This window comes from Clostridioides sp. ES-S-0190-01 (assembly GCF_020658275.1).
Classification (GTDB): Bacteria; Bacillota; Clostridia; order Peptostreptococcales; family Peptostreptococcaceae; genus Clostridioides.
Map to the genome: position 1 here is coordinate 497,808 of NZ_JACVWA010000027.1, position 21,116 is coordinate 518,923.

At 29.0% G+C, this 21,116-nt stretch carries 16 protein-coding genes and 1 riboswitch; of the genes, 14 read left to right on the top strand and 2 right to left on the bottom strand.

What is annotated here, in order from left to right; all coding sequences use genetic code 11:
* Positions 1-35: 35 nt before the first annotated feature.
* On the top strand, positions 36-1,193 hold the full coding sequence (locus IC214_RS12260; RefSeq protein ID WP_227482794.1) for a toxic anion resistance protein: 1,158 nt from the start codon (positions 36-38) through the stop codon (positions 1,191-1,193).
* A 74-nt stretch (positions 1,194-1,267) separates the two neighbouring features.
* Here IC214_RS12260 and IC214_RS12265 read toward each other — a convergent pair whose 3' ends face one another.
* Positions 1,268-2,767, bottom strand: a complete 1,500-nt coding sequence (locus IC214_RS12265; RefSeq protein WP_227860511.1) for an IMP dehydrogenase — start codon at positions 2,765-2,767, stop codon at positions 1,268-1,270.
* 539 nt (positions 2,768-3,306) lie between these two features.
* Between IC214_RS12265 and IC214_RS12270 the strand changes: the two genes are divergently transcribed.
* The 7 genes from IC214_RS12270 (at position 3,307) to IC214_RS12300 (ending at position 13,254) form a co-directional block, all read left to right on the top strand.
* Positions 3,307-4,728: a PTS mannitol transporter subunit IICB gene (locus IC214_RS12270; protein ID WP_227432700.1), complete on the top strand. Its 1,422-nt coding sequence runs from the start codon at positions 3,307-3,309 to the stop codon at positions 4,726-4,728.
* A 26-nt stretch (positions 4,729-4,754) separates the two neighbouring features.
* Complete coding sequence (locus tag IC214_RS12275; protein ID WP_227866694.1) at positions 4,755-6,893, top strand: BglG family transcription antiterminator; 2,139 nt, start codon at positions 4,755-4,757, stop codon at positions 6,891-6,893.
* A 31-nt stretch (positions 6,894-6,924) separates the two neighbouring features.
* Entirely contained in the window at positions 6,925-7,347 is a 423-nt protein-coding gene (locus tag IC214_RS12280; RefSeq protein ID WP_227432702.1) for a PTS sugar transporter subunit IIA, read from the top strand.
* An 18-nt stretch (positions 7,348-7,365) separates the two neighbouring features.
* Positions 7,366-8,517 carry a mannitol-1-phosphate 5-dehydrogenase gene (locus IC214_RS12285; RefSeq protein ID WP_227830712.1) on the top strand — a complete coding sequence of 384 codons (1,152 nt, stop codon included), beginning with the start codon at positions 7,366-7,368 and terminating at the stop codon, positions 8,515-8,517.
* Between the two features lie 106 nt (positions 8,518-8,623).
* A riboswitch (purine riboswitch) is annotated at positions 8,624-8,725 on the top strand.
* Positions 8,726-8,912: 187 nt separating this feature from the next.
* Positions 8,913-9,485 carry a xanthine phosphoribosyltransferase gene (locus tag IC214_RS12290; protein ID WP_227855559.1) on the top strand — a complete coding sequence of 191 codons (573 nt, stop codon included), beginning with the start codon at positions 8,913-8,915 and terminating at the stop codon, positions 9,483-9,485.
* Between the two features lie 57 nt (positions 9,486-9,542).
* On the top strand, positions 9,543-10,193 hold the full coding sequence (gene fsa, locus IC214_RS12295; RefSeq protein ID WP_227432705.1) for a fructose-6-phosphate aldolase: 651 nt from the start codon (positions 9,543-9,545) through the stop codon (positions 10,191-10,193).
* A gap of 136 nt (positions 10,194-10,329) precedes the next feature.
* Positions 10,330-13,254, top strand: coding sequence for a sigma 54-interacting transcriptional regulator (locus tag IC214_RS12300; RefSeq protein WP_227432706.1), 2,925 nt, complete (start codon positions 10,330-10,332; stop codon positions 13,252-13,254).
* 615 nt (positions 13,255-13,869) lie between these two features.
* On the opposite strand, the gene IC214_RS12305 is transcribed toward IC214_RS12300, so the two are convergent.
* Positions 13,870-15,348: an arylsulfotransferase family protein gene (locus tag IC214_RS12305; RefSeq protein ID WP_227866695.1), complete on the bottom strand. Its 1,479-nt coding sequence runs from the start codon at positions 15,346-15,348 to the stop codon at positions 13,870-13,872.
* A gap of 487 nt (positions 15,349-15,835) precedes the next feature.
* Between IC214_RS12305 and IC214_RS12310 the strand changes: the two genes are divergently transcribed.
* The 6 genes from IC214_RS12310 (at position 15,836) to IC214_RS12335 (ending at position 21,088) form a co-directional block, all read left to right on the top strand.
* On the top strand, positions 15,836-16,294 hold the full coding sequence (locus tag IC214_RS12310) for a PTS sugar transporter subunit IIA (RefSeq protein WP_227824129.1): 459 nt from the start codon (positions 15,836-15,838) through the stop codon (positions 16,292-16,294).
* A 67-nt stretch (positions 16,295-16,361) separates the two neighbouring features.
* Entirely contained in the window at positions 16,362-16,637 is a 276-nt protein-coding gene (locus tag IC214_RS12315) for a PTS sugar transporter subunit IIB (protein WP_021385190.1), read from the top strand.
* A 57-nt stretch (positions 16,638-16,694) separates the two neighbouring features.
* Positions 16,695-17,969 (top strand): PTS galactitol transporter subunit IIC, encoded by a 1,275-nt coding sequence (locus IC214_RS12320; RefSeq protein ID WP_227482790.1) that lies wholly within the window; start codon positions 16,695-16,697, stop codon positions 17,967-17,969.
* 130 nt (positions 17,970-18,099) lie between these two features.
* The gene (locus IC214_RS12325) at positions 18,100-19,152 is read left to right on the top strand and encodes a galactitol-1-phosphate 5-dehydrogenase (RefSeq protein WP_227432710.1); all 1,053 of its coding nucleotides are present in this window, start codon (positions 18,100-18,102) and stop codon (positions 19,150-19,152) included.
* On the top strand, positions 19,153-20,184 hold the full coding sequence (locus IC214_RS12330; protein ID WP_227432711.1) for a zinc-binding dehydrogenase: 1,032 nt from the start codon (positions 19,153-19,155) through the stop codon (positions 20,182-20,184).
* 91 nt (positions 20,185-20,275) lie between these two features.
* Positions 20,276-21,088 (top strand): transketolase, encoded by an 813-nt coding sequence (locus IC214_RS12335; RefSeq protein WP_227432712.1) that lies wholly within the window; start codon positions 20,276-20,278, stop codon positions 21,086-21,088.
* Positions 21,089-21,116 lie beyond the last annotated feature (28 nt).

Below are 21,116 nucleotides of genomic sequence, written 5' to 3' on the forward strand. Positions count from 1 at the left end.
TAGTACTTTATGAAGGAAGAGGAGAGAACTATAGAATGAATAATTTAGATGATATACCAGTTATGCCAACACTAACACTTGACCCATTTGGTGAAGAAACAAAAACAAATGATATAAATAATTCTGACCTATTAATGAAAAAGAATGAAAAAGACCCAGAAGAAGAAAAACTATCAGAAGCTGAGCGTAAAATGGTAAAAGAGTTTGCAGAAAAAATAGATATTACAAATACAAATATGATTTTGCAATATGGAGCTGGGGCTCAAAAAAAGGTAGCGGGATTTTCGGAAACCGCTTTAAAGAGTGTTAAAACTAGAGATTTAGGCGAAGTTGGTGATATGCTTACAAATCTAGTTACTGATTTAAAATCATTCTCAGCTGACGAAAAAGAACAAGGTGGTTTTTTAGGAATTTTTAAAAAGGCAAATAATAAAATTTCAAATTTAAAAACTAAGTATGATAGCGCAGAAGTAAATGTAGACAAAGTAAGTAAAGAACTTCAAAAGCATCAAGTTAAAATATTGAAAGATATAGCAATGCTTGATAAAATGTATGAATTAAACTTAGCTTATTCAAAAGAGCTTACAATGTATATTATAGCAGGGAAACAAAAGCTAAAAGATATGAAAGAACTTGAGATGCCAAAATTAAGAGAAAGAGCAAGTTTGTCTGGTTCAACAGAAGATGCTCAATCTGTAAACGATATGGTTTCACTTTGTGACAGATTTGAAAAGAAGATTCATGACTTAGAATTAACTAGAATGGTATCACTTCAAATGGCTCCACAGATAAGATTGGTTCAAAATAGCAATAATCTAATGGCAGAAAAAATTCAATCTACTATAGTAAATACTATTCCATTGTGGAAAAATCAAATAGTACTTGCTCTTGGAATATCTCATTTGAATCAAGCTATGAAAGCACAGCGTGAAGTTAGTAATATGACAAATGAACTTCTACTAAAGAATGCAGAGACATTGAAAATGGGAACAATAGAAACAGCTAAAGAATCAGAAAGAGGAATTGTAGATATAGATACAATTAAGAAAACTAATCAATCTTTAATATCAACTATTGATGAAGTAGTTAAGATACAGAATGATGGTAGAATAAAGAGGCAGGAAGCAGAAGTTGAATTATCAAAAATAGAAAATGAACTTAAAAGTAAGCTTCTTGAATTTACAGTTAAATAATAACTCATAAATAATAGCTTATATTAAAATAAAAAGTGTAGTTGATTTTACAATTAACTACACTTTTATTTATATTATAAGTTTCTGTTATCTTTTAGCATAACATCATGAGCTCCACCTTCAACGATACTAGTAGAAGATACAAGTGTTAGCTTAGCATTTTTTTGAAGTTCAGGAATACTAAGAGCACCACAGTTGCACATAGTAGAACGAACCTTACTTAGAGAAAGTGTCACATTGTCTTTTAAAGAACCAGCATAAGGAACATAAGAGTCAACACCTTCTTCAAAAGAAAGTTTCTTATCTCCACCAAGGTCATATCTTTGCCAGTTTCTAGCACGTGCAGAACCTTCTCCCCAATACTCTTTCATGTAACTACCATTTATATTAACCTTATTAGTTGGACTCTCATCAAAACGAGAGAAATATCTACCAAGCATTATAAAATCAGCACCCATAGCTAAGGCTAAAGTTATATGATGGTCATAAACAATACCACCATCAGAACAAATTGGAATGTAAATACCTGTTTTTTCAAAGTATTCATCTCTAGCTTGAGCAACTTCAATTATAGAAGTAGCTTGTCCACGTCCTATACCTTTTTGTTCACGAGTGATACATATAGAACCACCACCAATACCAACTTTAACGAAGTCAGCACCAGCTTCAGCAAGGTAAAGGAATCCTTCACGGTCAACTACATTCCCAGCTCCAACCTTAACCGTATCACCGTATTTTTCACGAATAAAATCAAGAGTTATCTTTTGCCACTCAGAAAAACCTTCTGAAGAGTCTATACATAAAACATCAGCACCAGCTTCAACTAAAGCAGGAACACGCTCAGCAAAGTCTCTAGTATTGATACCAGCTCCAACTACATATCTTTTAGAAGAATCTAAAAGTTCAAGTGGATTTTCTTTATGAGAAGAGTAATCTTTACGGAATACCATATATACAAGATTACCATTGTCATCAAGTACAGGAAGAGAATTAAGCTTATGGTCCCATATAATATTGTTTGCTTCTTTTAAAGTAACATCTTTGTTAGCATAAACTATGGATGACATAGGAGTCATAAACTCACTAACTTTAGTGTCTAAGTCCATACGACTTATACGATAATCACGACTTGCAACAATACCTAATAATTTACCAGTTGAAGTACCATCTTCAGTAACTGCAACCGTAGAATGACCAGTTTTCTCTTTTAGTTCAAGTATGTCTTTTAATGTATTGTCAGGTTTAATATTTGAATCACTCACAACAAATCCAGCTTTATGAGATTTAACACGTGCTACCATAGCAGCTTCACTTTCAATAGATTGAGAACCATATATAAATGAGATGCCACCTTCTTTAGCAAGTGCAATAGCCATCTTGTCATCAGAAACAGATTGCATAATAGCAGAAGTTAAAGGTATATTCATATGAATATCTGCTTCCTCGCCCTTTTTAAATTTAGTAACAGGTGTTTTTAAACTTACATTAGCAGGTATACAGTCAGTAGAAGAGAAACCTGGTACAAGTAGGTATTCACTGAAAGTATGTGATGGTGTATCAAAATAAAACGCCATTTTTTAATCACTCCTTATATTTTTATACTTTATTATAATTGATAGTATTAATTATAACTTATTCTTTAATTTTATTAAAGTATTTTGTCAGATATTGAGATTTTTGAAAAATTTAAACTATTTTAACTGAATCTGTTTAATATATGTTGCTTTATACAATCAAACTGTATATTAAATAATGTTTTATTTAATGTGGTAGCTAATTTGAAGTTAATTCTTATTATATAATATCTTACATTATATCTATATACTCCTGTTGTTAATATTAAGTATATAGTATTTTTTATTGAAAGTATAAGTCAATTAAATCTATATTAGTATGTCCAAAAGTGTCCCTAAAAAATTTATTTCATTAAATTCTTAATTTAAAATACTACATAAATAAAATTAAACAAAAACTAAAGTGACAAATGTCATTATCTTAAGTGACATAGAAACGATTTCTTAAAGTTGTTACTATAAAATATAAACTCTATAATAAAAGTATAACAAAAGGGAATCATATCGATATAGAATATAATTCAAATGGAGGTAAAATTATGAGCAGTTCTAATCAATCGACAATAAAGACATCTATACAGCGAGTAGGAAAATTTTTAAGTGGGATGGTAATGCCAAATATAGGAGCTTTTATAGCATGGGGTCTTATAACAGCATTATTTATACCAACAGGGTGGATGCCAAATGAAAAATTAAGTACTATAGGCGATCCGATGATAAAATATCTTTTACCACTATTGATAGCATATACTGGTGGTAAAGCTATAGCAGGGCAAAGAGGCGGAGTAATAGGTGCAGCAGCAGCGATGGGAGTAATCGTTGGAGCTGATATACCAATGTTTATTGGAGCAATGATAATGGGACCATTTGCAGGATGGGTAATCAAGAAGTTTGATAAACTTGTAGATGGTAAAATACCAACAGGATTTGAGATGTTAGTAAATAACTTTTCAATAGGTATAATAGGTATGCTTCTTGCAATATTAGGTTTTTATGCAATTGGACCAGCTATAGTAGCAGGTACAGCTCTTATAGAATCAGGAGTGCAATTTATAGTTAGCAAAAGTTTATTACCTTTAGTTTCGGTATTTATAGAGCCTGGAAAGGTACTGTTCTTAAACAATGCAATAAATCATGGTATATTAGGTCCTATAGGTATAGCTGAAGCAAAAGAAGCAGGTAAATCTATAATGTTCTTATTAGAAAGTAACCCTGGACCAGGTTTAGGTGTTCTATTAGCATATTGGATGTTTAGTAGAGGAAGTGTAAAACAATCAGCACCAGGAGCAGTAATAATACATTTCCTTGGTGGTATCCATGAAATTTACTTCCCATATATATTAATGAATCCAGTTTTAATATTAGCTACAATGGCAGGTGGAGCAGCAGGAATATTAACTTTTTCAATATTAGGAGCTGGACTTGTAGCAGCACCATCACCAGGAAGTATATTTGCACTTATGGCACTAGCACCAAAAGGAGGATTACTTCCAGTATTAGCAGGGGTTGCAGTTGCGACAGTTGTATCATTCTTAGTGGCAGCGCCATTTGTTAAGAGAGCTTCAGCAAACCAAAGTGAAGAAGATGGTACTTTAGAAGAAGCTAAAGCAAAGATGAGTGATATGAAATCTGCAAGCAAAAGTTCAGAACAAAAAGTTAAAGAAAAGCAACTTGAATTAAATGAAATTAAGAAGATTGTATTTGCATGTGATGCAGGAATGGGTTCTAGTGCAATGGGAGCTTCTAGATTTAAAAATAGAATAAAAAACTTGAATTTAGATATAGAAATTACAAATTCATCTGTTGATAATCTTCCAGATGATACACAAATAGTAGTAACTCACAACACATTAGTTGAAAGAGTTGCCAAAAACAATTCAAATGTTGAGATAGTATCAATAAATAACTTTTTAAATGACCCCAATTTAGATATACTGTTTAAAAGATTAGAATCTAAATAAAAAATAAAAAGTACCACTGATTAGGAGTGGATAATTTGAAAAAAAAGAAGATTACATCTAGACAAAAAAAGATAATACTCATGATAGTAGAAAATTCTAAAAAAAATATTCCAATAACTGTTTCTGAAATTGCAGGAGAGTTAGAGTTAAGTTCAAGAACTGTACTTAGAGATATGTCAGGAATTGAAAAATGGTTTGATGAAAATGATTTTAATTTTGTAAAAAAACCAGGTGTAGGTTTGATTTTAGAAGAGAATACAGAAAATCAAAATTTTATAATTGAGTTGTTAGAAGAGGAAAAAATAGAAAAAGAATATAACAAAGAAGAAAGAAACTTAATTATATTATCAAAGCTACTAGTTTCTAATGAGCCAGTAAAATCTTACTACTTTGCAAAAATATTAAAGGTATCTGAAGGAGTACTAAATAATGATTTTGCACTAGCAAGTAAATGGTTAGAAAGATTTGATATTGAGCTTATTAGAAAACCAGGGCTTGGTGTGTATCTCAAAGGTCAGGAAAAAAACTTTAGAGAAGCATATGTAAACCTTATATATGACTCATTTAATGAAAAAGAAATATTGGATATGGTCAGAAATATAAGTGAGAATATACAAACTGATAAAGCAATAGAGATTTTAAGTGAAAATAGACTTTTAAATTTAATGGACAAGTGCATAATAAGAAAAGTTGAAAGTACATTAACAAAGAAGCTTTCAGAGTTAGATGTAAATTTAGCTGATAGTGCATATATAGGGCTTGTAGTTCATATTTCATTAGCTTTACAGAGGATAAAAAATGGTGAAAATATAACTATGGAGAAAGATTTTCTAAAGGAATTATCTTTAACCGAAGAGTTTAAATTAGCTCAGGAAATCGTAAAAGGTATGGCAGTTGATTTTAGTATGGATATACCATTAGATGAAGTTGGATATATAACTATGCACATTAGAGGTGCAAAGCAAAGGTCATCTTCAAGTCATAAAGAGTTAAACTTAGATGACATAGAAGTAATGGACATTACAAATAAAATGATAGATTTGGCAGAAGATGAATTTAAGATAAGTCTTAAAAATGATGAAAGATTATTTAAAGACCTAGCAAACCATCTGGGACCTTCCATAAACAGATTGAATATGGGACTAGAAATAAGAAATCCCCTTTTAGATGAAATAAAAACTAAGTATTCATATGCTTATAATGGAGTCGAAAAGGTTTCTAAAGTCATAAAAGATAAGCTAAATATAAATTCAATACCTGAATCTGAAATAGGATATATTGCAATGCATTTTGCATCAGCCATAGAAAAAAATCTAATGATGCATGCTAATATAAATATTGTTGTAGCATGTCCTACTGGAATAGGAACTTCAAGGTTTTTATCGACTAAAATTGAAAATAAATTTCCAAATCTAAATATACTTGAAACTATTTCAGCTATAAACATAGATGAGGAATATTTAAAAGAAAAAGAAGTCGATTTAATTGTATCTACAGTAGAATTAAATACAAACTTAGATTATATATGTGTAGGTCCATTTATGAGTTCAGATGATGAGCTGATAATCAAAGAAAAAATAAAGTCTATAGCTCAAAACAAATTAATGGATTTAAAAGTAAAAGATGATACTAAAAATAAAAATAAAGTATATGAACAGATAACAGAAAGTATGAACATAGGAAGAGATATTCTTCAGTTTTTAGATGAAATTCAATTTAAAAAATTTAAAAGTAAAAACTTAGATGAACTTATTATGGATTCATCAAAAATATTTGTAAAATCTAGTGAAGATGTAATATCTATAAAAGAATCATTAGAAGAAAGATTAAAAATATCAATTCCATATATAGAAGAATCAAGGATTTTATTATTACACTGTATGAGTGAAAGAATAGATATTATGAAGTTAGCAATAATAAGATTAGAAAATAACATAAAGCTAAATTCTAAGGAAGAAATTGAGAATGTGGTTTTTATGTTACTTCCTAAAGATTCACCAAATTATCAAAGACAAATAATGAGTGAAGTAAGTGGCTCATTAATAGATAATTTTGTTTTTACTAATAAAATAAACAAATTTTCTATACAAGAGATGACATTAGAAATAAAAGATATAGTTTTTAATTTTTATACAAATAAATTAAAAACATTAATAGATAAATAAAATTTACATTAAAAAAAGGAAGGTTGATATTATGAGTAAAGTATTAAATGAGAATAATATATTTTTAGGATTAGATAGTGTTTCAAAGGAAGAAGCTATAACTTTAGCAGGAAGAAAACTATTTGAAAATGGATATGTAAAAGAAGAATATATACCAGCAATGTTGGAAAGAGAAAAGGTAATGACTACATACATGGGCATGGGTGTTGCTATTCCACATGGTGTAAATGAAGCGAAAAAAGAAATATTATCTTCTGGAATAGTTATACTACAATTCCCTAATGGTATAGATTTTGATGGAGAAAAGGCATATTTATTAATAGGAATAGCTGGTGTTGGAGATGAGCATTTAGAGATACTATCTAATATAGCAATAGTTTTAGATGATGATTTAACAGAGAGACTAAAAAATTCAAATGACAAACAAGCTTTTATGGAAGCTTTTGCCAACTAATCTTAGGAGGAACTTAAAATGAAAAAGGCAATCCAATTTGGAGCAGGAAATATTGGAAGAGGATTTATTGGAGGTTTGTTAGTTAAGTCAGGTTATCATGTTGTATTTGCTGATGTTAATGAAGAAATATTAAATTCAATAAATAAAGATAAAAAATATACTATACACATAAGAGATGTAGAATGTGTAGATGAGATAATTGACAATATAAGTGCAGTTTCATCTATAAAAGAAGAAATAATAGATGAGATTGTAGAAGCTGAAATAATAACTACAGCAGTTGGCCCTTTGGTTTTAACTAAAATAGCCCCTACAATTGCTAGAGGTATAAAAACTAGAAAAGAAAAAGGATTAACAAATAATTTAAATATAATAGCTTGTGAAAATGCAATATATGCAAGTTCTTCTTTAAAAGAGGAAATACTTAAGTGTCTAAATAAAGAAGAAGAAGACTATTTAGAGAGCTATATTGGTTTCCCTAACTGTTCAGTTGACAGAATAGTTCCTCCTGGTAAAAATGAGAATCCTCTTGATGTAACTGTTGAAAATTTTTATGAGTGGAATGTTGAAAAGCAAGGATTTAAAGGAGAAATACCTAATATAGTTGGAATGAATTTAGCTGATAACCTTATGGCTTATATAGAACGTAAGTTATTTACACTAAATACAGGCCATGCTATAACTGCTTATATAGGGTACTTAAAGGGATACAAAACAATAGAAGAAAGTATAAATGATGAATATATTTGCAATATAGTGAAAAATGCAATGACAGAAAGTGGAGAAGGATTAATTAAAAAATATAATTTTGATTCAGAAGCACATTATAAATATATTGATAAGATTTTAAATAGATTTAAAAATCCATATCTTAATGATGATGTAGTCAGAGTTGGAAGAGAGCCACTTAGAAAATTAAGTGATAAAGATAGATTGATTAAACCTCTAATGACTGCAAAATCATATGGCTTAACAGTTGATAACTTAATTCTTGGAATAGGTGCAGCACTTCATTATAACAATAGTGAAGATGCTCAAAGTGTAGAATTACAAGAACTAATAAAGTCTAATGGAGTAAAAAAAGCTATTGCTAAAATAGCTAATATAAACAAGGATGAAGTACTTCTAGATAATATAGAAAAAAGTTATATCTTTATGGAAAATCTATAAGTTTACTTAAAAAGGTTGAATTTTGTCAAGTAACTAGTGAATGTTTTATTCTACACAGTTTGAATTATTTGTTGAATAATAGAGAATTATAATATATAATTAAAAAGAATAAATTAATATGTTTACCTGTATACTTTTGATAATATGGTTCAAATGTTTCTACTAAGCTACCAATAATAGCTTAACTACAGGAGTGAAGATGATATAGTTTATACTTATTTTAAATTATATATTAAGTTGGTTACTTTGAATTTTAAGCTCCTGTCTATGATATAGACAGGAGCTTTTTTAGTATTCTAAGATAAAATACAAGCAATGCAGAGAGTAAAATTAAAGAGAATATAATTTTTTTTATTAAGATTAATATAATTTAGAAAGGTTTAGGTGGGAGTACAATGAAGGCTTTAGAGGAAAAGATATTAAGAGAAGGTAGTGTTTCAGGAAATGATATACTAAAAGTCGATAGTTTTTTAAATCATCAAATTGATGTAGCTTTTTTAAATGAAATAGGAAAAGAATTTAAAGAGAGATTTACTGGAGAAAAGGTAGATAAAATATTTACAATAGAGGCTTCAGGAATAGCTATAGCATCAATTGTTTCACAATACTTTGACAATGCACCTGTAGTTTTTGCGAAAAAATCAGAATCTAAAAACTTAGATACTGATGTGTATGAAACTAATGTATATTCATTTACTAAGGCAAAAGAATATGCAGTAAAAGTTTCTAAAAAGTATATAAACGAAGGTGAAAACATATTGGTAGTAGATGATTTTTTAGCTAATGGAAGAGCCGCTCTTGGTCTTAAAGATTTAATTGAACAAGCAAATGCAAACTTAGTTGGAGTAGGGATTGTTATTGAAAAAGGATTCCAAGCTGGAGGAGCACTTTTAAAGGCCAATGATGTAAGATTAGAATCTTTAGCAGTAGTTGAATCTATAGATAATGGAACTGTAAAATTTAGATAATTTATGATATTATATACTTGTGTTTAGCACATATTCTAATTATGGAGGATTTTTTAAATGAGATTTTTTATAGACACAGCTAATATTGAAGAAATAAAGGAAGCAAATGATTTAGGTGTAATATGTGGAGTTACTACAAATCCATCTCTAATAGCTAAAGAAGGTAGAGATTTTATAGAAGTAGTTAAGGAAATCAGTGAGATAGTAGATGGACCAATAAGTGCAGAAGTAATAAGTTTAGAGCACAAGGGTATGATAGAAGAAGCAGAAAAATTATCTAAGATACATAAAAATATAGTTATAAAAATACCTATGACAGCAGAAGGTTTAAAGGCAGTAAAAGTATTATCTAGTAAAGGTATAAAAACTAATGTTACACTTATATTCTCTGCTGGGCAAGCTCTTTTAGCTGCTAGAGCTGGAGCTACATATGTAAGTCCTTTTGTTGGAAGATTAGACGATATATCACAAAATGGTCTTGATTTAATTGAAGAAATTGTTGACATCTTCAGTGTAAATAGTATTGAGTCTCAAATAATAGTTGCTAGTGTTAGAAATCCAATACATGTTTTACAAGCTGCTAGAATGGGAGCTGATATAGCAACAGTTCCTCTTAAAGTTATAAACCAAATGATTAAGCATCCTTTGACAGACAAAGGAATAGATAGCTTTATGAAGGATTGGGAAGGTGCTTCTTTAAAATTATAATCATATAATTATGGTTATAATTTTAATAGAAGTTCTTATGGAAATTCTAAGTAATAAGGCTAGGCTATTTTGCCTAGTCTTATTTTGGTGTATAATATATTGAAATAAACTAAAATTTAAAGTAAGGAGGCGAAATATGGATAAAATATTAAGAGAGATACAAAGAGAAGACAAGAAAAATCCATACACTGACCAAGAACTTGCTGAAATATTAAATGTAGCTAGGTCTGAAGTAATAGCGGTTAGAAAAAAGAATAATATTTTAGATTCAAGAGAAAGAAGAAAACAAATATTAATAAAGGATATATCTAAGATTGTAAATGAAAATCCTCAAATGTCTGAAAGAAAAATAACTGAAATTTTAACCGAAAATGGCTATAATATATCAAGAAGTGCAGTATCAAAATTACTAAAAGAAGAAAACTTAAGTCAATCGAAAGCTGAAATAAAAGATAAAGAACTAGTATCATCTGGAAAACATGTAAAAGTTAGTAAAGCTGTAGAAGAAGATGGGTTTGAAGAATTAATAGGTATAAAAGGCAGTTTGAAAGAAAAAGTAAACCTAGCTAAATCAGCAATAATGTATCCTCCTAATGGTCTTCATACTATAATATATGGAGAAACAGGTGTAGGTAAGAGTGAGTTAGCTACATGTATGTACAAATATGCTGTGAAAAATAATATCAAAGAAGAAAATAGTCCATTCATAGTATTTAACTGTGCAGATTATGCAGAAAATCCTAATCTATTGATAGCTCAGCTATTTGGAGTAGTAAAAGGTGCATACACAGGTGCAGATGCAAATAGAGAGGGTCTTGTAGAGCAAGCCAATAATGGAATTTTGTTTTTGGATGAAATTCATAGATTACCTGCTGCTGGTCAAGAAATATTATTTTCTTTAATAGATAGAGGTGAATTTAGGAGGTTAGGAGAGAGTAGTTCTAATAGAAAGGCAAATGTTCTCATAATAAGTGCTACAACAGAAAATCCAGATTCTAATTTACTTCAAACATTTAGAAGACGTATACCAATGGTAATAAACTTACCAAATATGAGTGAAAGACCAAAATCTGAAAGATATGAAATAATAATAAAATTCTTTGAAAGAGAAGCAAAAAGAGTAAATAAAAACTTTATAATAACTAAAGAAGTGATGTGTGCACTTATGAATTATAAATGTACTGGGAATATAGGACAGTTAAAGAGTGATATACAAGTAACTTGTGCTAGAGCTTTTAGTAAGGCAATATTTTCTAGTGACAAGGTAATTATAGATTTAGATAGCTTGAGAGATTATATAAAAAGTGGATATTATGATTGTAATTGTGAAGATGAAAAGTATTCTGAGTTTTCAGTTGAAGATATATATATAGATATTAGTGAATTAGTAAGTGGGAAAAATAGAATTTTGTCTGATAATGAGATAAGTGAAATATACAATTATGCAGAAAAAGAATTAAAAGTTCTAGAAAGTAAGTGTTTTTCAGAAGAAGAGTTAAAAAATGCATTTATAGAAAAGTTAGACAATAAATTTAATGCTATTAAAAACAATAAAAACTTGTCTGATAGAAGAAGTCGAATAGACTGGGGTGGACAGTTAAAAGAATCCACACTAGAGATAATGGACAAAGTAATTGTATTTATTAAAGAGCAGTTTAAGCATGTAAATCAGGGGCTGTATTTAGCTTTAGCAATTCATATTGAGCATGCTATAGATAGAATAAGAGATGGAAAAACTATAATAAATCCAAGTTTGGATAAGATAAAAGCATCAATGCCAATGGAATATGAATTATCCAGATATGTAATGGGAATAGTGGAAGATTTAACACAAGTTACATTCCCAGAGGATGAACTTGGATATTTAGCATATTATATAAATAAATTTTGTTACAATGAAGAAAGTATAAAAGATAAAGTAAAAGTAGTTATAGTTACGCATGGTAAAGTTGGAATTGAAATGTCTAATGTTGTAAATCACATTCTTGGTATAGAATGTACACTGGGTATAGAGATAGCACTTACAGATTCACCAGCAGAAGGAATAGAACATGTATTGGATGAACTTAAAAAGATAGAAGCACAGAAAGGAATTTTGGTTCTAATTGATATGGGTTCTCTAGTAATCCTTGGTGATGAGGTTGAAAAAAGACTTGGTATTAGATGTAAGACTGTAAACAGGGTGGATACATTATTAGCAATGGAAGCAGGAAAATTGGCGACAATTGAAGGAAAAAGTTTAGATGGTATAATAGCAGATTTAAAGAAAAATAAAAATTATGCTATGGTAAATACGAATAAATTTAGTTATAGAAAAAATGAATATGGAAAGAAAAATGTAATTATTACATTATGTTTAAGTGGGGTAGGTACAGCTTTAAACTTAAAGGAACATATAGAAAAGCAAATTGAGGAATATGATGCTTCAATTGAAGTAAAGCCAATTGCTTTTTTAAATAATAATTTAGAAGATGAATTAAATGACATTGAAGCTGAATATAATATTATTGCTATTTGTGGCACAATTGATATAGATTATAAAAATGTACCTTTTATTTCTTATAATGAGGTACTTGGAAAAAATGGAATTAACAAGGTATTAGAACATTTAAATAATAAACAACCATCTTTGAGTAGCGATAATCAATTGGATAATTTAATACATGAAGATTTGATTTTATATGATTTTGAAGGAATCTCAAAGGAGTATATAATCGACACTCTTGTATCAAAGCTTGAAGAAGGTGGGTATGTAGATTCAAAATATATATTAAGTGTGTATAAAAGGGAAGCTATGGGAAGTGTTGTAATGGCTTCAAAAGTTGCTGTACCACATGGGCTTCCAGAAAATGTTATAAAACCAGCAATAGCTATAGCAAGATTAAATAAGCCCATAGTGTGGGATAATAAATTTATGGTAGATTTAGTGGTTTTATTAGCACTTAAAGAGAATAATAAAAAAGAAATACGAAGCTTATTTTCAAAGATTAATGACCAGCATACTTTGGAAATTTTATTAAATACTGAAGATAAAAATGAAATAAAAAAGATATTAAGTTGATTTTCAACATGAAAAACGATACAAAAAATTAAATAGAAAAATTTATTTTAGCACAAGTTTTAAGGTAAGTTTAATTGATAGATAGTTAATTGTTTAATATAAGGTTAATACCATAAGATTGATTTATTTAATTTTATAGTGTTAGCCTTTTTATTTGTAGATAGCAAACATACAAAATAATAATAATTAGTGATTTTATTTTTTATAGACTTGTTATAAATTATTAAAAAGCAAATATATTGCTAAAATACAGGGCTTTTTTTATATTAATTTATGAAATTTTAGAATCATAAAGATTTGTATATGCAGATACTAAGAAAGAGCAGTAATAAAAGATGGAATATATATTATAATAATTTATACATATACCAAATAAATAGAAATATCTAGTAGAATATAAGAAATTAAAAACAGCAGTCAGGAAAATATCAAATATGTTGGTGTTATAGTGATTTTCTAATATAAAAGCAGGTGTTATAGCAACATAAAAGTTGGCACCTGTTTTTTATATTAAAATTAAGGGAAATAATAACCCTGCAAGTAGAAATAATAGATTTATTTTCCTTGCAAGATTTGTATTAATTAAAATTGATATTTTATTTTAAGATAAGTTTTTTATTGAATTTTATAGCATCTATACATACTTTCACCACTCTTAAAGGAGAATCTGAAATAAACTTTATCATTAGAAAAATCTTTTTCCATAGCTACTAAATCTTGCTTTTCTCCAGCCTTTCCACCAGTTCCAACTAAGAATACATCTTTTTCACTATCTATTTCTTGAACTGAACCCATATATTTGTAATAGTCATTTATATCATATGAGCGATATTCAGTAACTTTTTTATTTTCTTCATCCAATTTTATTTTAATAACTCTTGTAGATTTATTTTTTACACCATTATCATATAAGGTTATATATCCATCATCTGTAATTCTAGCATTATGCTGTCTTGAGAACTTTTGATTATCTGTTAAATTGAACTCATCACCCAATCCTCCTAGGGTCCAAATAATTTCTCCTGTTTTTCTATCTAATTTAATAACTTCATCTAAATTTCTAAATGAGCAGATTAGATTTCCGTCCTTGGGGTCAATAGTCATAGAATTAAAATGTACATAGTCTAAAGATGTATCACTTTTTTCGCTAAAATTATTTTGTTCAACACTTTCTTTATATAGTTTTTCATGGTCAATACTTTCCCACTGCCATACAACTTTACCATCTTTTATTTCTTGTAGTACACTATTTACCACATAAGGTGAATTTCCTTTATTCAAGTTTGAAGGAATGTTTGTTGCCTTAGATTTTTGATAACTAGAAACAATATAGTGATTATCATTTATGTATATAAAGTCATGGTTTTCTAACTCAGTACCAGATTCTATGTTTTTATTTTTTTCCATAGTAATTTTATTTATTTCATTATAATTTTCATCTAATATAACAAGATATGTTGGTGAGTATCCAACAGAACTTATTCGTTTTGTTGAGTCTTTATCTTGAAGTAAATATCCATATCTAACTTTACCATCATCTGTAGTGATTTTTTTAAAATCAAAAGGATTTGATTCGACTTCCTTGTAAAAAACTATATTTCCTTTGTTATTTAATTTAAATACAAAATTATGTTCTTCATTGTGTGTAGTAAGATAATAATCACCATCATAAGGGCTATTTGCAGTAACAGTATACTTTGGAAAATCTTTTGAAAGAGAATTTATGTAATAATTTCTATATGAGTTTTCACCACTATACATTACAGATATTTTTATTTTAGAAGAGCGACTGATTTCTTTCAATTTAAAAGTTGATTTATCATTTACATTAATTTCTTTATCATCTATTTTGACACTGTTTACACTTTTAGAGTTTTTTATTGTTATACTATTTTGATTTGTTGAATTAAGTTGCTTTACGTTTTGACTATTAAAAATTCCCTCTTTAGATAGTGTTACATCATAACCATTTACAGTTATAGTAAGTGTTTTTTTCGACTTACTTTGAGATGCAAAGACTTGCTTTGCGAAAACACCAGAAACAAATAAAATACTACATAAAAATACTATCTTTAATAAATTTTTTCTTTTCATTCTTATCTCCTTTTCATATTAAGTTTTATATATTTTCATATTGATTTTATTATATAAATAAAAACATACTATGAATTTAATTATGCGTAACGTGAATTTTGATAGACAATTATATGAAAATTCATTCACACTGAAATAATTAAACAATAAATACGAAAATTAATGTTGTTTAGATTGAATAATTTTATAAAATAGCTAAGAAACAGAAAAAACCACCCATAAAAAATAAAAAAACCATTTCTATAACAAAAAAAACCACGAAAATATAAAAATATATGGATAGTTAAGTGCTTAACAAGTGAAAATTAAAATAAAAATTAAAAAAAATTTATCTATGAAAGTTGGCTAAAATCCTGCAATTGAACATTATTTCAAGGAAAACATTTTCTTTTATTTCACAAAAAAAGCCACTTTTTGGCACGGCATATGCTTTATATAAAGACAAGAAAAACAAGATATGAGATAAGAGCAATTAGGAGGTGCAAATATGGAGTTTATAAATTTTGTAAGTGATAAAGTTATAAACCTTAAAATGGATTGTAAAACAAAAGAAGATTTCTTTAAGGAAATACATAATAAAGTTTTTGAATTAGGCTTTGTAAAAGAAGAATTTGGAGAAAAAATACTAGGAAGAGAAAATGTATTTCCAACAGGTTTAAACTTAGGTGATTATGGAGTAGCTATACCACATACAGATGCAGAATATATTAAAGAACAATTTATAGCAGTCTGTACTTTTAATGAACCAGTAGTATTTAGTTCTATGGAAGACCAAGATGAAAAAGTACCTGTAAATTTAGCTTTCGTTTTGGGGCTTAATCAACCACACAGTCAATTGTCTGTATTAACAGAATTGATGGGGATTATGCAAAATAAAGAATTAGTTGAGAAGCTAATGGATTCTACTGATAAAGAAGAAGTTTTAAAGACAATAAAGTCTTTATAAAAAATAAAAGAATAAAAGATACTAACAATAAAAATAAGAAAATAAAAATTATTAGGAGGAAATAAAAATGAAAAAAATATTAGTAGCATGTGGAGCAGGAATAGCAACATCAACAGTAGTTTGTGATAAGGTAGAAAGATTAGTTAAAGAAAATAATATACAAGCAGAAGTTATACAATGCAAAATAGCTGAATGTGCAACAAAGCAAGATGGAGCAGATTTAATAGTATCAACAACTATATTACCAACAACTTATAATATACCAGCAATAAAAGCAACAGCATATATAACTGGAGTTAATACAGCAGCATTAGATAAAAAAATATTAGATGCTTTAAAATAATCCTATCATAAATAAATTGAAATCATATTAAAAAAACAGAAAAAGGAGGATTTATAAATGGATAAATTATTAGCAGTAGTACAGTACATTTTAAACATGGGACCAACAGTAATACTACCAATAACAATTGTAGTCTTAGGAATGATATTTAGAATTAAATTTACAAAAGCTTTAAAATCAGGTCTTACAATTGGTATAGGGTTTGTGGGTATAAACTTAGTTGTAAACCTATTAACTTCAACACTAGGGCCAGCAGCTCAAGGAATGGTTGAGAGATTTGGACTTAATTTAACAGTAATAGATGTTGGTTGGCCAACAACAGCATCAGCAACATGGGCTTCACCAGTTGCACCAATATTAATACCAGTTTGTTTATTAGTAAACTTACTATTATTATACTTCAATAAAACAAAGATATTAAACGTTGATATATGGAATTATTGGCACTTTATAGTAGCAGGTGCAGTTGGATATATAGTAACAGGAAGTTATATCTGGGCTATATTCTGTGCAATATTAATGGAATTGTTAGTACTATTTATTGCAGAAAAAACAGCCAAGAATGTTCAGGAGTTTTATGATTTAGAAGGTATAGCATTACCAACTGGTTCAACAGCCTCATTTGCTCCACTTGGATATTTAGTGGGTAAATTTGTTGAAAAAATACCAGGAATAAATAAAATACAAGCAGACCCAGATTCTATACAAAAAAAATTCGGTATATTTGGTGAACCAATGATGATGGGTATTATACTAGGGATAATACTTGGAGCTCTTGCTGGATACGATGTAGCAGGAATATTCAATGTAGGTATATCAATGGGTGCAGTAATGTTACTTATGCCTAGAATGGTTAGAATATTAATGGAAGGTTTAATTCCAATTTCAGAATCAATAAGAGATTTCTTACAAGCAAAATATGGAGATAGAGAACTTTATATAGGGCTAGATGCAGCAGTAGCAACTGGACATCCAGCAGTTATATCAACAGCTCTTATACTTGTTCCTATAACTCTATTCTTAGCAGTTATATTACCAGGAAATAAAGTTTTACCATTTGGTGACTTAGCAACAATACCATTCTATATGGCATTTATAGTATGTTTTAGAAAAGGTAATATAGTTCAATCAGTTATAACAGGAACTATAGTAATAGCTATATCACTTTATATGGCTACAAATTTTGCAGATGTTCATACGCAATTATTACAACAAGCAAATATGATGCCAGAAGGAACAACAATGGTTACAAGTATAGATACAGGTGGTAACTTACTAAAATGGGGAATATTGAAATTATCTCAATTAGTTTCTTCACTTGGAATATTCTAATATTTAGTTAATAGAGATTACTCTTTTTTAGTAAAGTATGCGAAAATTTAACATTTAGCAGCTACTAGAAAAGAGTAATATTTTTTATAAATTTTAAAAAAATACAAAATACAAAAGGAGGAGATTTATCGTGAAAGCAGCAGTATTACATGGCACAAATGATATGAGATTTGAAGATATAGAAATAAAACCATGTGAAAGTGATGAGGTAAAAATAAAAGTTATGGCAGCAGGAATATGTGGGTCAGATCCTCCAAGAGTATTGAAACATTGGAAATATCCAGTTCCAGCTATACCAGGACATGAATTTTCTGGAGTAATTGCAGAAGTTGGTAAGGATGTAAAAAATGTAAAAGTTGGAGATAGAGTAGTTGCGATTCCTTTTATACCTTGCAATGAGTGTGAATATTGTAAGAGAGGGTTATTTTCATTATGTGATGACCATGGTATGTTAGGAGCTAAAACTTTTGGAGCTTTTGCAGAATATGCAAATATAAAAGCTACAAATGTTTTACCAATAGGAGACATGGATTTTGAAGATGCCGCTATGATAGAACCACTTGCAGTTGCTATGCATGGAGTACTTAATATAGGTATCCAAGTTGGAGATACTGTAGCTGTAATGGGTAGTGGAACAATGGGTCAACTAGTAATACAAGGACTTAAGATAGCAGGAGCTGGAACAATTATAGCAGTTGATATATCTGATAATAAATTAAGAGAATCAAAAGAATTAGGTGCTGATATAATAATTAATGCTAAAGATGTAAACCCAGTAGAAAAAATAAAAGAACTTACTGGTGGAAAAGGTGTTGATATAGCACTTGAATGTGCAGGCTCTAAAATAACTCAAGAACAATGTTTACTTATAACTAAAAAGAAAAGTAAAATAGGATTTTTAGGAATAGCATATTCAGATATAACTTTATCTGAAGAAGCATTTGAAAATATATTTAGAAAAGAACTAGAGTTAAAAGGTTTCTGGAATTCTTATTCTGCACCATTCCCAGGACAAGAGTGGACTAAAGGAATCACTCTAGTTAATGAAGGAAAAATAAAATTAAAAGAAATGGTATCTCATAGATTTTCACTTGAAGATACTTATAAAGCATTTGAAATGATAAGAGATAGAAAAGAAGAATTTAATAAGATATTAATTTTACCACAAGGGGTTGAAAAATAAATGAAGGCAGTAGTTAAAACTAAACCAGGTTATGATAATGTAGAAGTATTAGAGGTAGAAGAGCCAAAAGCTACAGGAGATAAAGTTAAAATAAAAGTAGAATACAGTGGTATATGTGGTTCAGATATACATTCATTTAAAGGGGAGTATGCAAATATAAAAGCTCCAGTAACTTTAGGTCATGAATTTTCTGGAATTGTCGTAGAAATTGGTGAAGATGTTAAAAATATAAAAGTAGGAGATAGAGTTACATCAGAAACTACTTTTGCAACTTGTGAAAAATGTATATATTGTGCAACTAAAGACTACAATTTATGCCCAACTAGAAAAGGTATTGGTACTCAAGCAGATGGAAGTTTTGCTGAATATGTATTATCAAGAGAGGAAAGCATACATGTACTTCCTGAAAATGTATCTTTATTATCAGCAGCTCTTACAGAGCCACTAGCTTGTTGTGTTCATGCAGCTCTTGAAAAAACTACTATAGAAAGTGATGATACAGTATTAATAATAGGACCAGGGCCAATAGGTTTACTATTAGCTCAAGTTGTTAAATCTCAAGGTGCTACAGTTATAATGTCTGGTGTTACAAAAGATAAAGAAAGATTAGAAATAGCTAAAAATCTTGGAGTAGATAGAACTGTAAACGTAATGGAAGAAAGTCTAGCAGATGTAGTAAATGAAATGACTGATGGAAATGGAGTAAATAAAGGATTTGATTGTTCTGGATTTATGCCAGCAGTTAATGAAGCTTTAAGATTACTTAGAAAGAAAGGAACTTTCGTACAAGTTGGGATATTTGCCAAAAAACTAAATGAAATGGATCAAGAAGCAATAATTCAAAGAGAGTTACAATATATTGGAAGTAGATCACAAAAACCAAGTTCTTGGATTATAGCATTAGATTTAATGGCTAGTGGAAAAGTAAATACAGAAGCATTAGTTACAAGAACTGTTGGTTTAGACGAATTTAAAGAGGGTATTACAGCCTTAATGAACGGAGAAGAAATAAAAGTTGCAGTAAAATCTTAAAAAAACATTTGTATTATTTTAAAAAAAATTGTAAAATCTACTGTAGGATAAGAAAATGTAAGGTCTTAAAAAATAACAGGAGGAAAAAAGTATGAGCACTCTTAGAGATCATTCTAATAATATTAGAAAAAACATAATAAAAATGGTTGCAGAAGCTAAAAGCGGGCATCCAGGTGGTTCATTATCAATAGCTGACATGTTAACAGTGTTATATTTTGATAAAATGAACATATGTGTAGAAAATCCAAAAATGGATGATAGAGATAGATTTGTTCTATCAAAAGGTCATGCAGCACCAGCTTTATATGCTACATTAGCAGAAAAAGGATTTTTCCCAGAAGAAGAATTATTGACACTTAGAAAGTTTGGTTCTAAGTTACAAGGACATCCAGACATGAAAAAAGTAGCAGGAGTAGATATGTCTACTGGTTCTCTTGGACAAGGTTTATCTGCTGCAAATGGTATGGCACTAGCTGGAAAATTAGATAATAAAGACTATACAGTGTATACTATATTAGGTGATGGAGAAATCCAAGAAGGTCAAATATGGGAAGCTGCAATGACAGCATCACATTATAAATTAGACAACTTAATTGCATTTGTTGACTTAAATGGATTACAAATAGATGGTTCTAATGAAGAGGTAATGAATGTTAGTCCAGTAGATGACAAATTTAAATCTTTTGGATGGAATGTAATAGTAATAAATGGACATTGTTTTGATGAAATAGGAAATGCAATAGATGAAGCTAAAAAAGTTACAGGAAAACCAACAGTAATAATAGCTAAAACTGTAAAAGGTAAGGGTGTTTCATTTATGGAAAATAATGCTGCATGGCATGGAACAGCTCCAAATGCAGAACAAGCAGAACAAGCATTGAAAGATTTAGAAGGAGGTCTATAGGAATGGGAATAGCAACTAGAGAAGCTTA

Bases quoted from the DNA above. Each gene is read 5' to 3' on its own strand.
- IC214_RS12265 (WP_227860511.1), bottom strand. From the start codon at position 2,767: ATGGCGTTTTATTTTGATACACCATCACATACTTTCAGTGAATACCTA.
- IC214_RS12285 (WP_227830712.1), top strand. From the start codon at position 7,366: ATGAAAAAGGCAATCCAATTTGGAGCAGGAAATATTGGAAGAGGATTT.
- IC214_RS12305 (WP_227866695.1), bottom strand. From the start codon at position 15,348: ATGAAAAGAAAAAATTTATTAAAGATAGTATTTTTATGTAGTATTTTA.
- IC214_RS12300 (WP_227432706.1), top strand. From the start codon at position 10,330: ATGGATAAAATATTAAGAGAGATACAAAGAGAAGACAAGAAAAATCCA.
- IC214_RS12260 (WP_227482794.1), top strand. From the start codon at position 36: ATGAATAATTTAGATGATATACCAGTTATGCCAACACTAACACTTGAC.
- IC214_RS12270 (WP_227432700.1), top strand. From the start codon at position 3,307: ATGAGCAGTTCTAATCAATCGACAATAAAGACATCTATACAGCGAGTA.
- IC214_RS12290 (WP_227855559.1), top strand. From the start codon at position 8,913: ATGAAGGCTTTAGAGGAAAAGATATTAAGAGAAGGTAGTGTTTCAGGA.
- IC214_RS12335 (WP_227432712.1), top strand. From the start codon at position 20,276: ATGAGCACTCTTAGAGATCATTCTAATAATATTAGAAAAAACATAATA.
- IC214_RS12310 (WP_227824129.1), top strand. From the start codon at position 15,836: ATGGAGTTTATAAATTTTGTAAGTGATAAAGTTATAAACCTTAAAATG.
- IC214_RS12330 (WP_227432711.1), top strand. From the start codon at position 19,153: ATGAAGGCAGTAGTTAAAACTAAACCAGGTTATGATAATGTAGAAGTA.
- IC214_RS12280 (WP_227432702.1), top strand. From the start codon at position 6,925: ATGAGTAAAGTATTAAATGAGAATAATATATTTTTAGGATTAGATAGT.
- IC214_RS12320 (WP_227482790.1), top strand. From the start codon at position 16,695: ATGGATAAATTATTAGCAGTAGTACAGTACATTTTAAACATGGGACCA.
- fsa (WP_227432705.1), top strand. From the start codon at position 9,543: ATGAGATTTTTTATAGACACAGCTAATATTGAAGAAATAAAGGAAGCA.
- IC214_RS12315 (WP_021385190.1), top strand. From the start codon at position 16,362: ATGAAAAAAATATTAGTAGCATGTGGAGCAGGAATAGCAACATCAACA.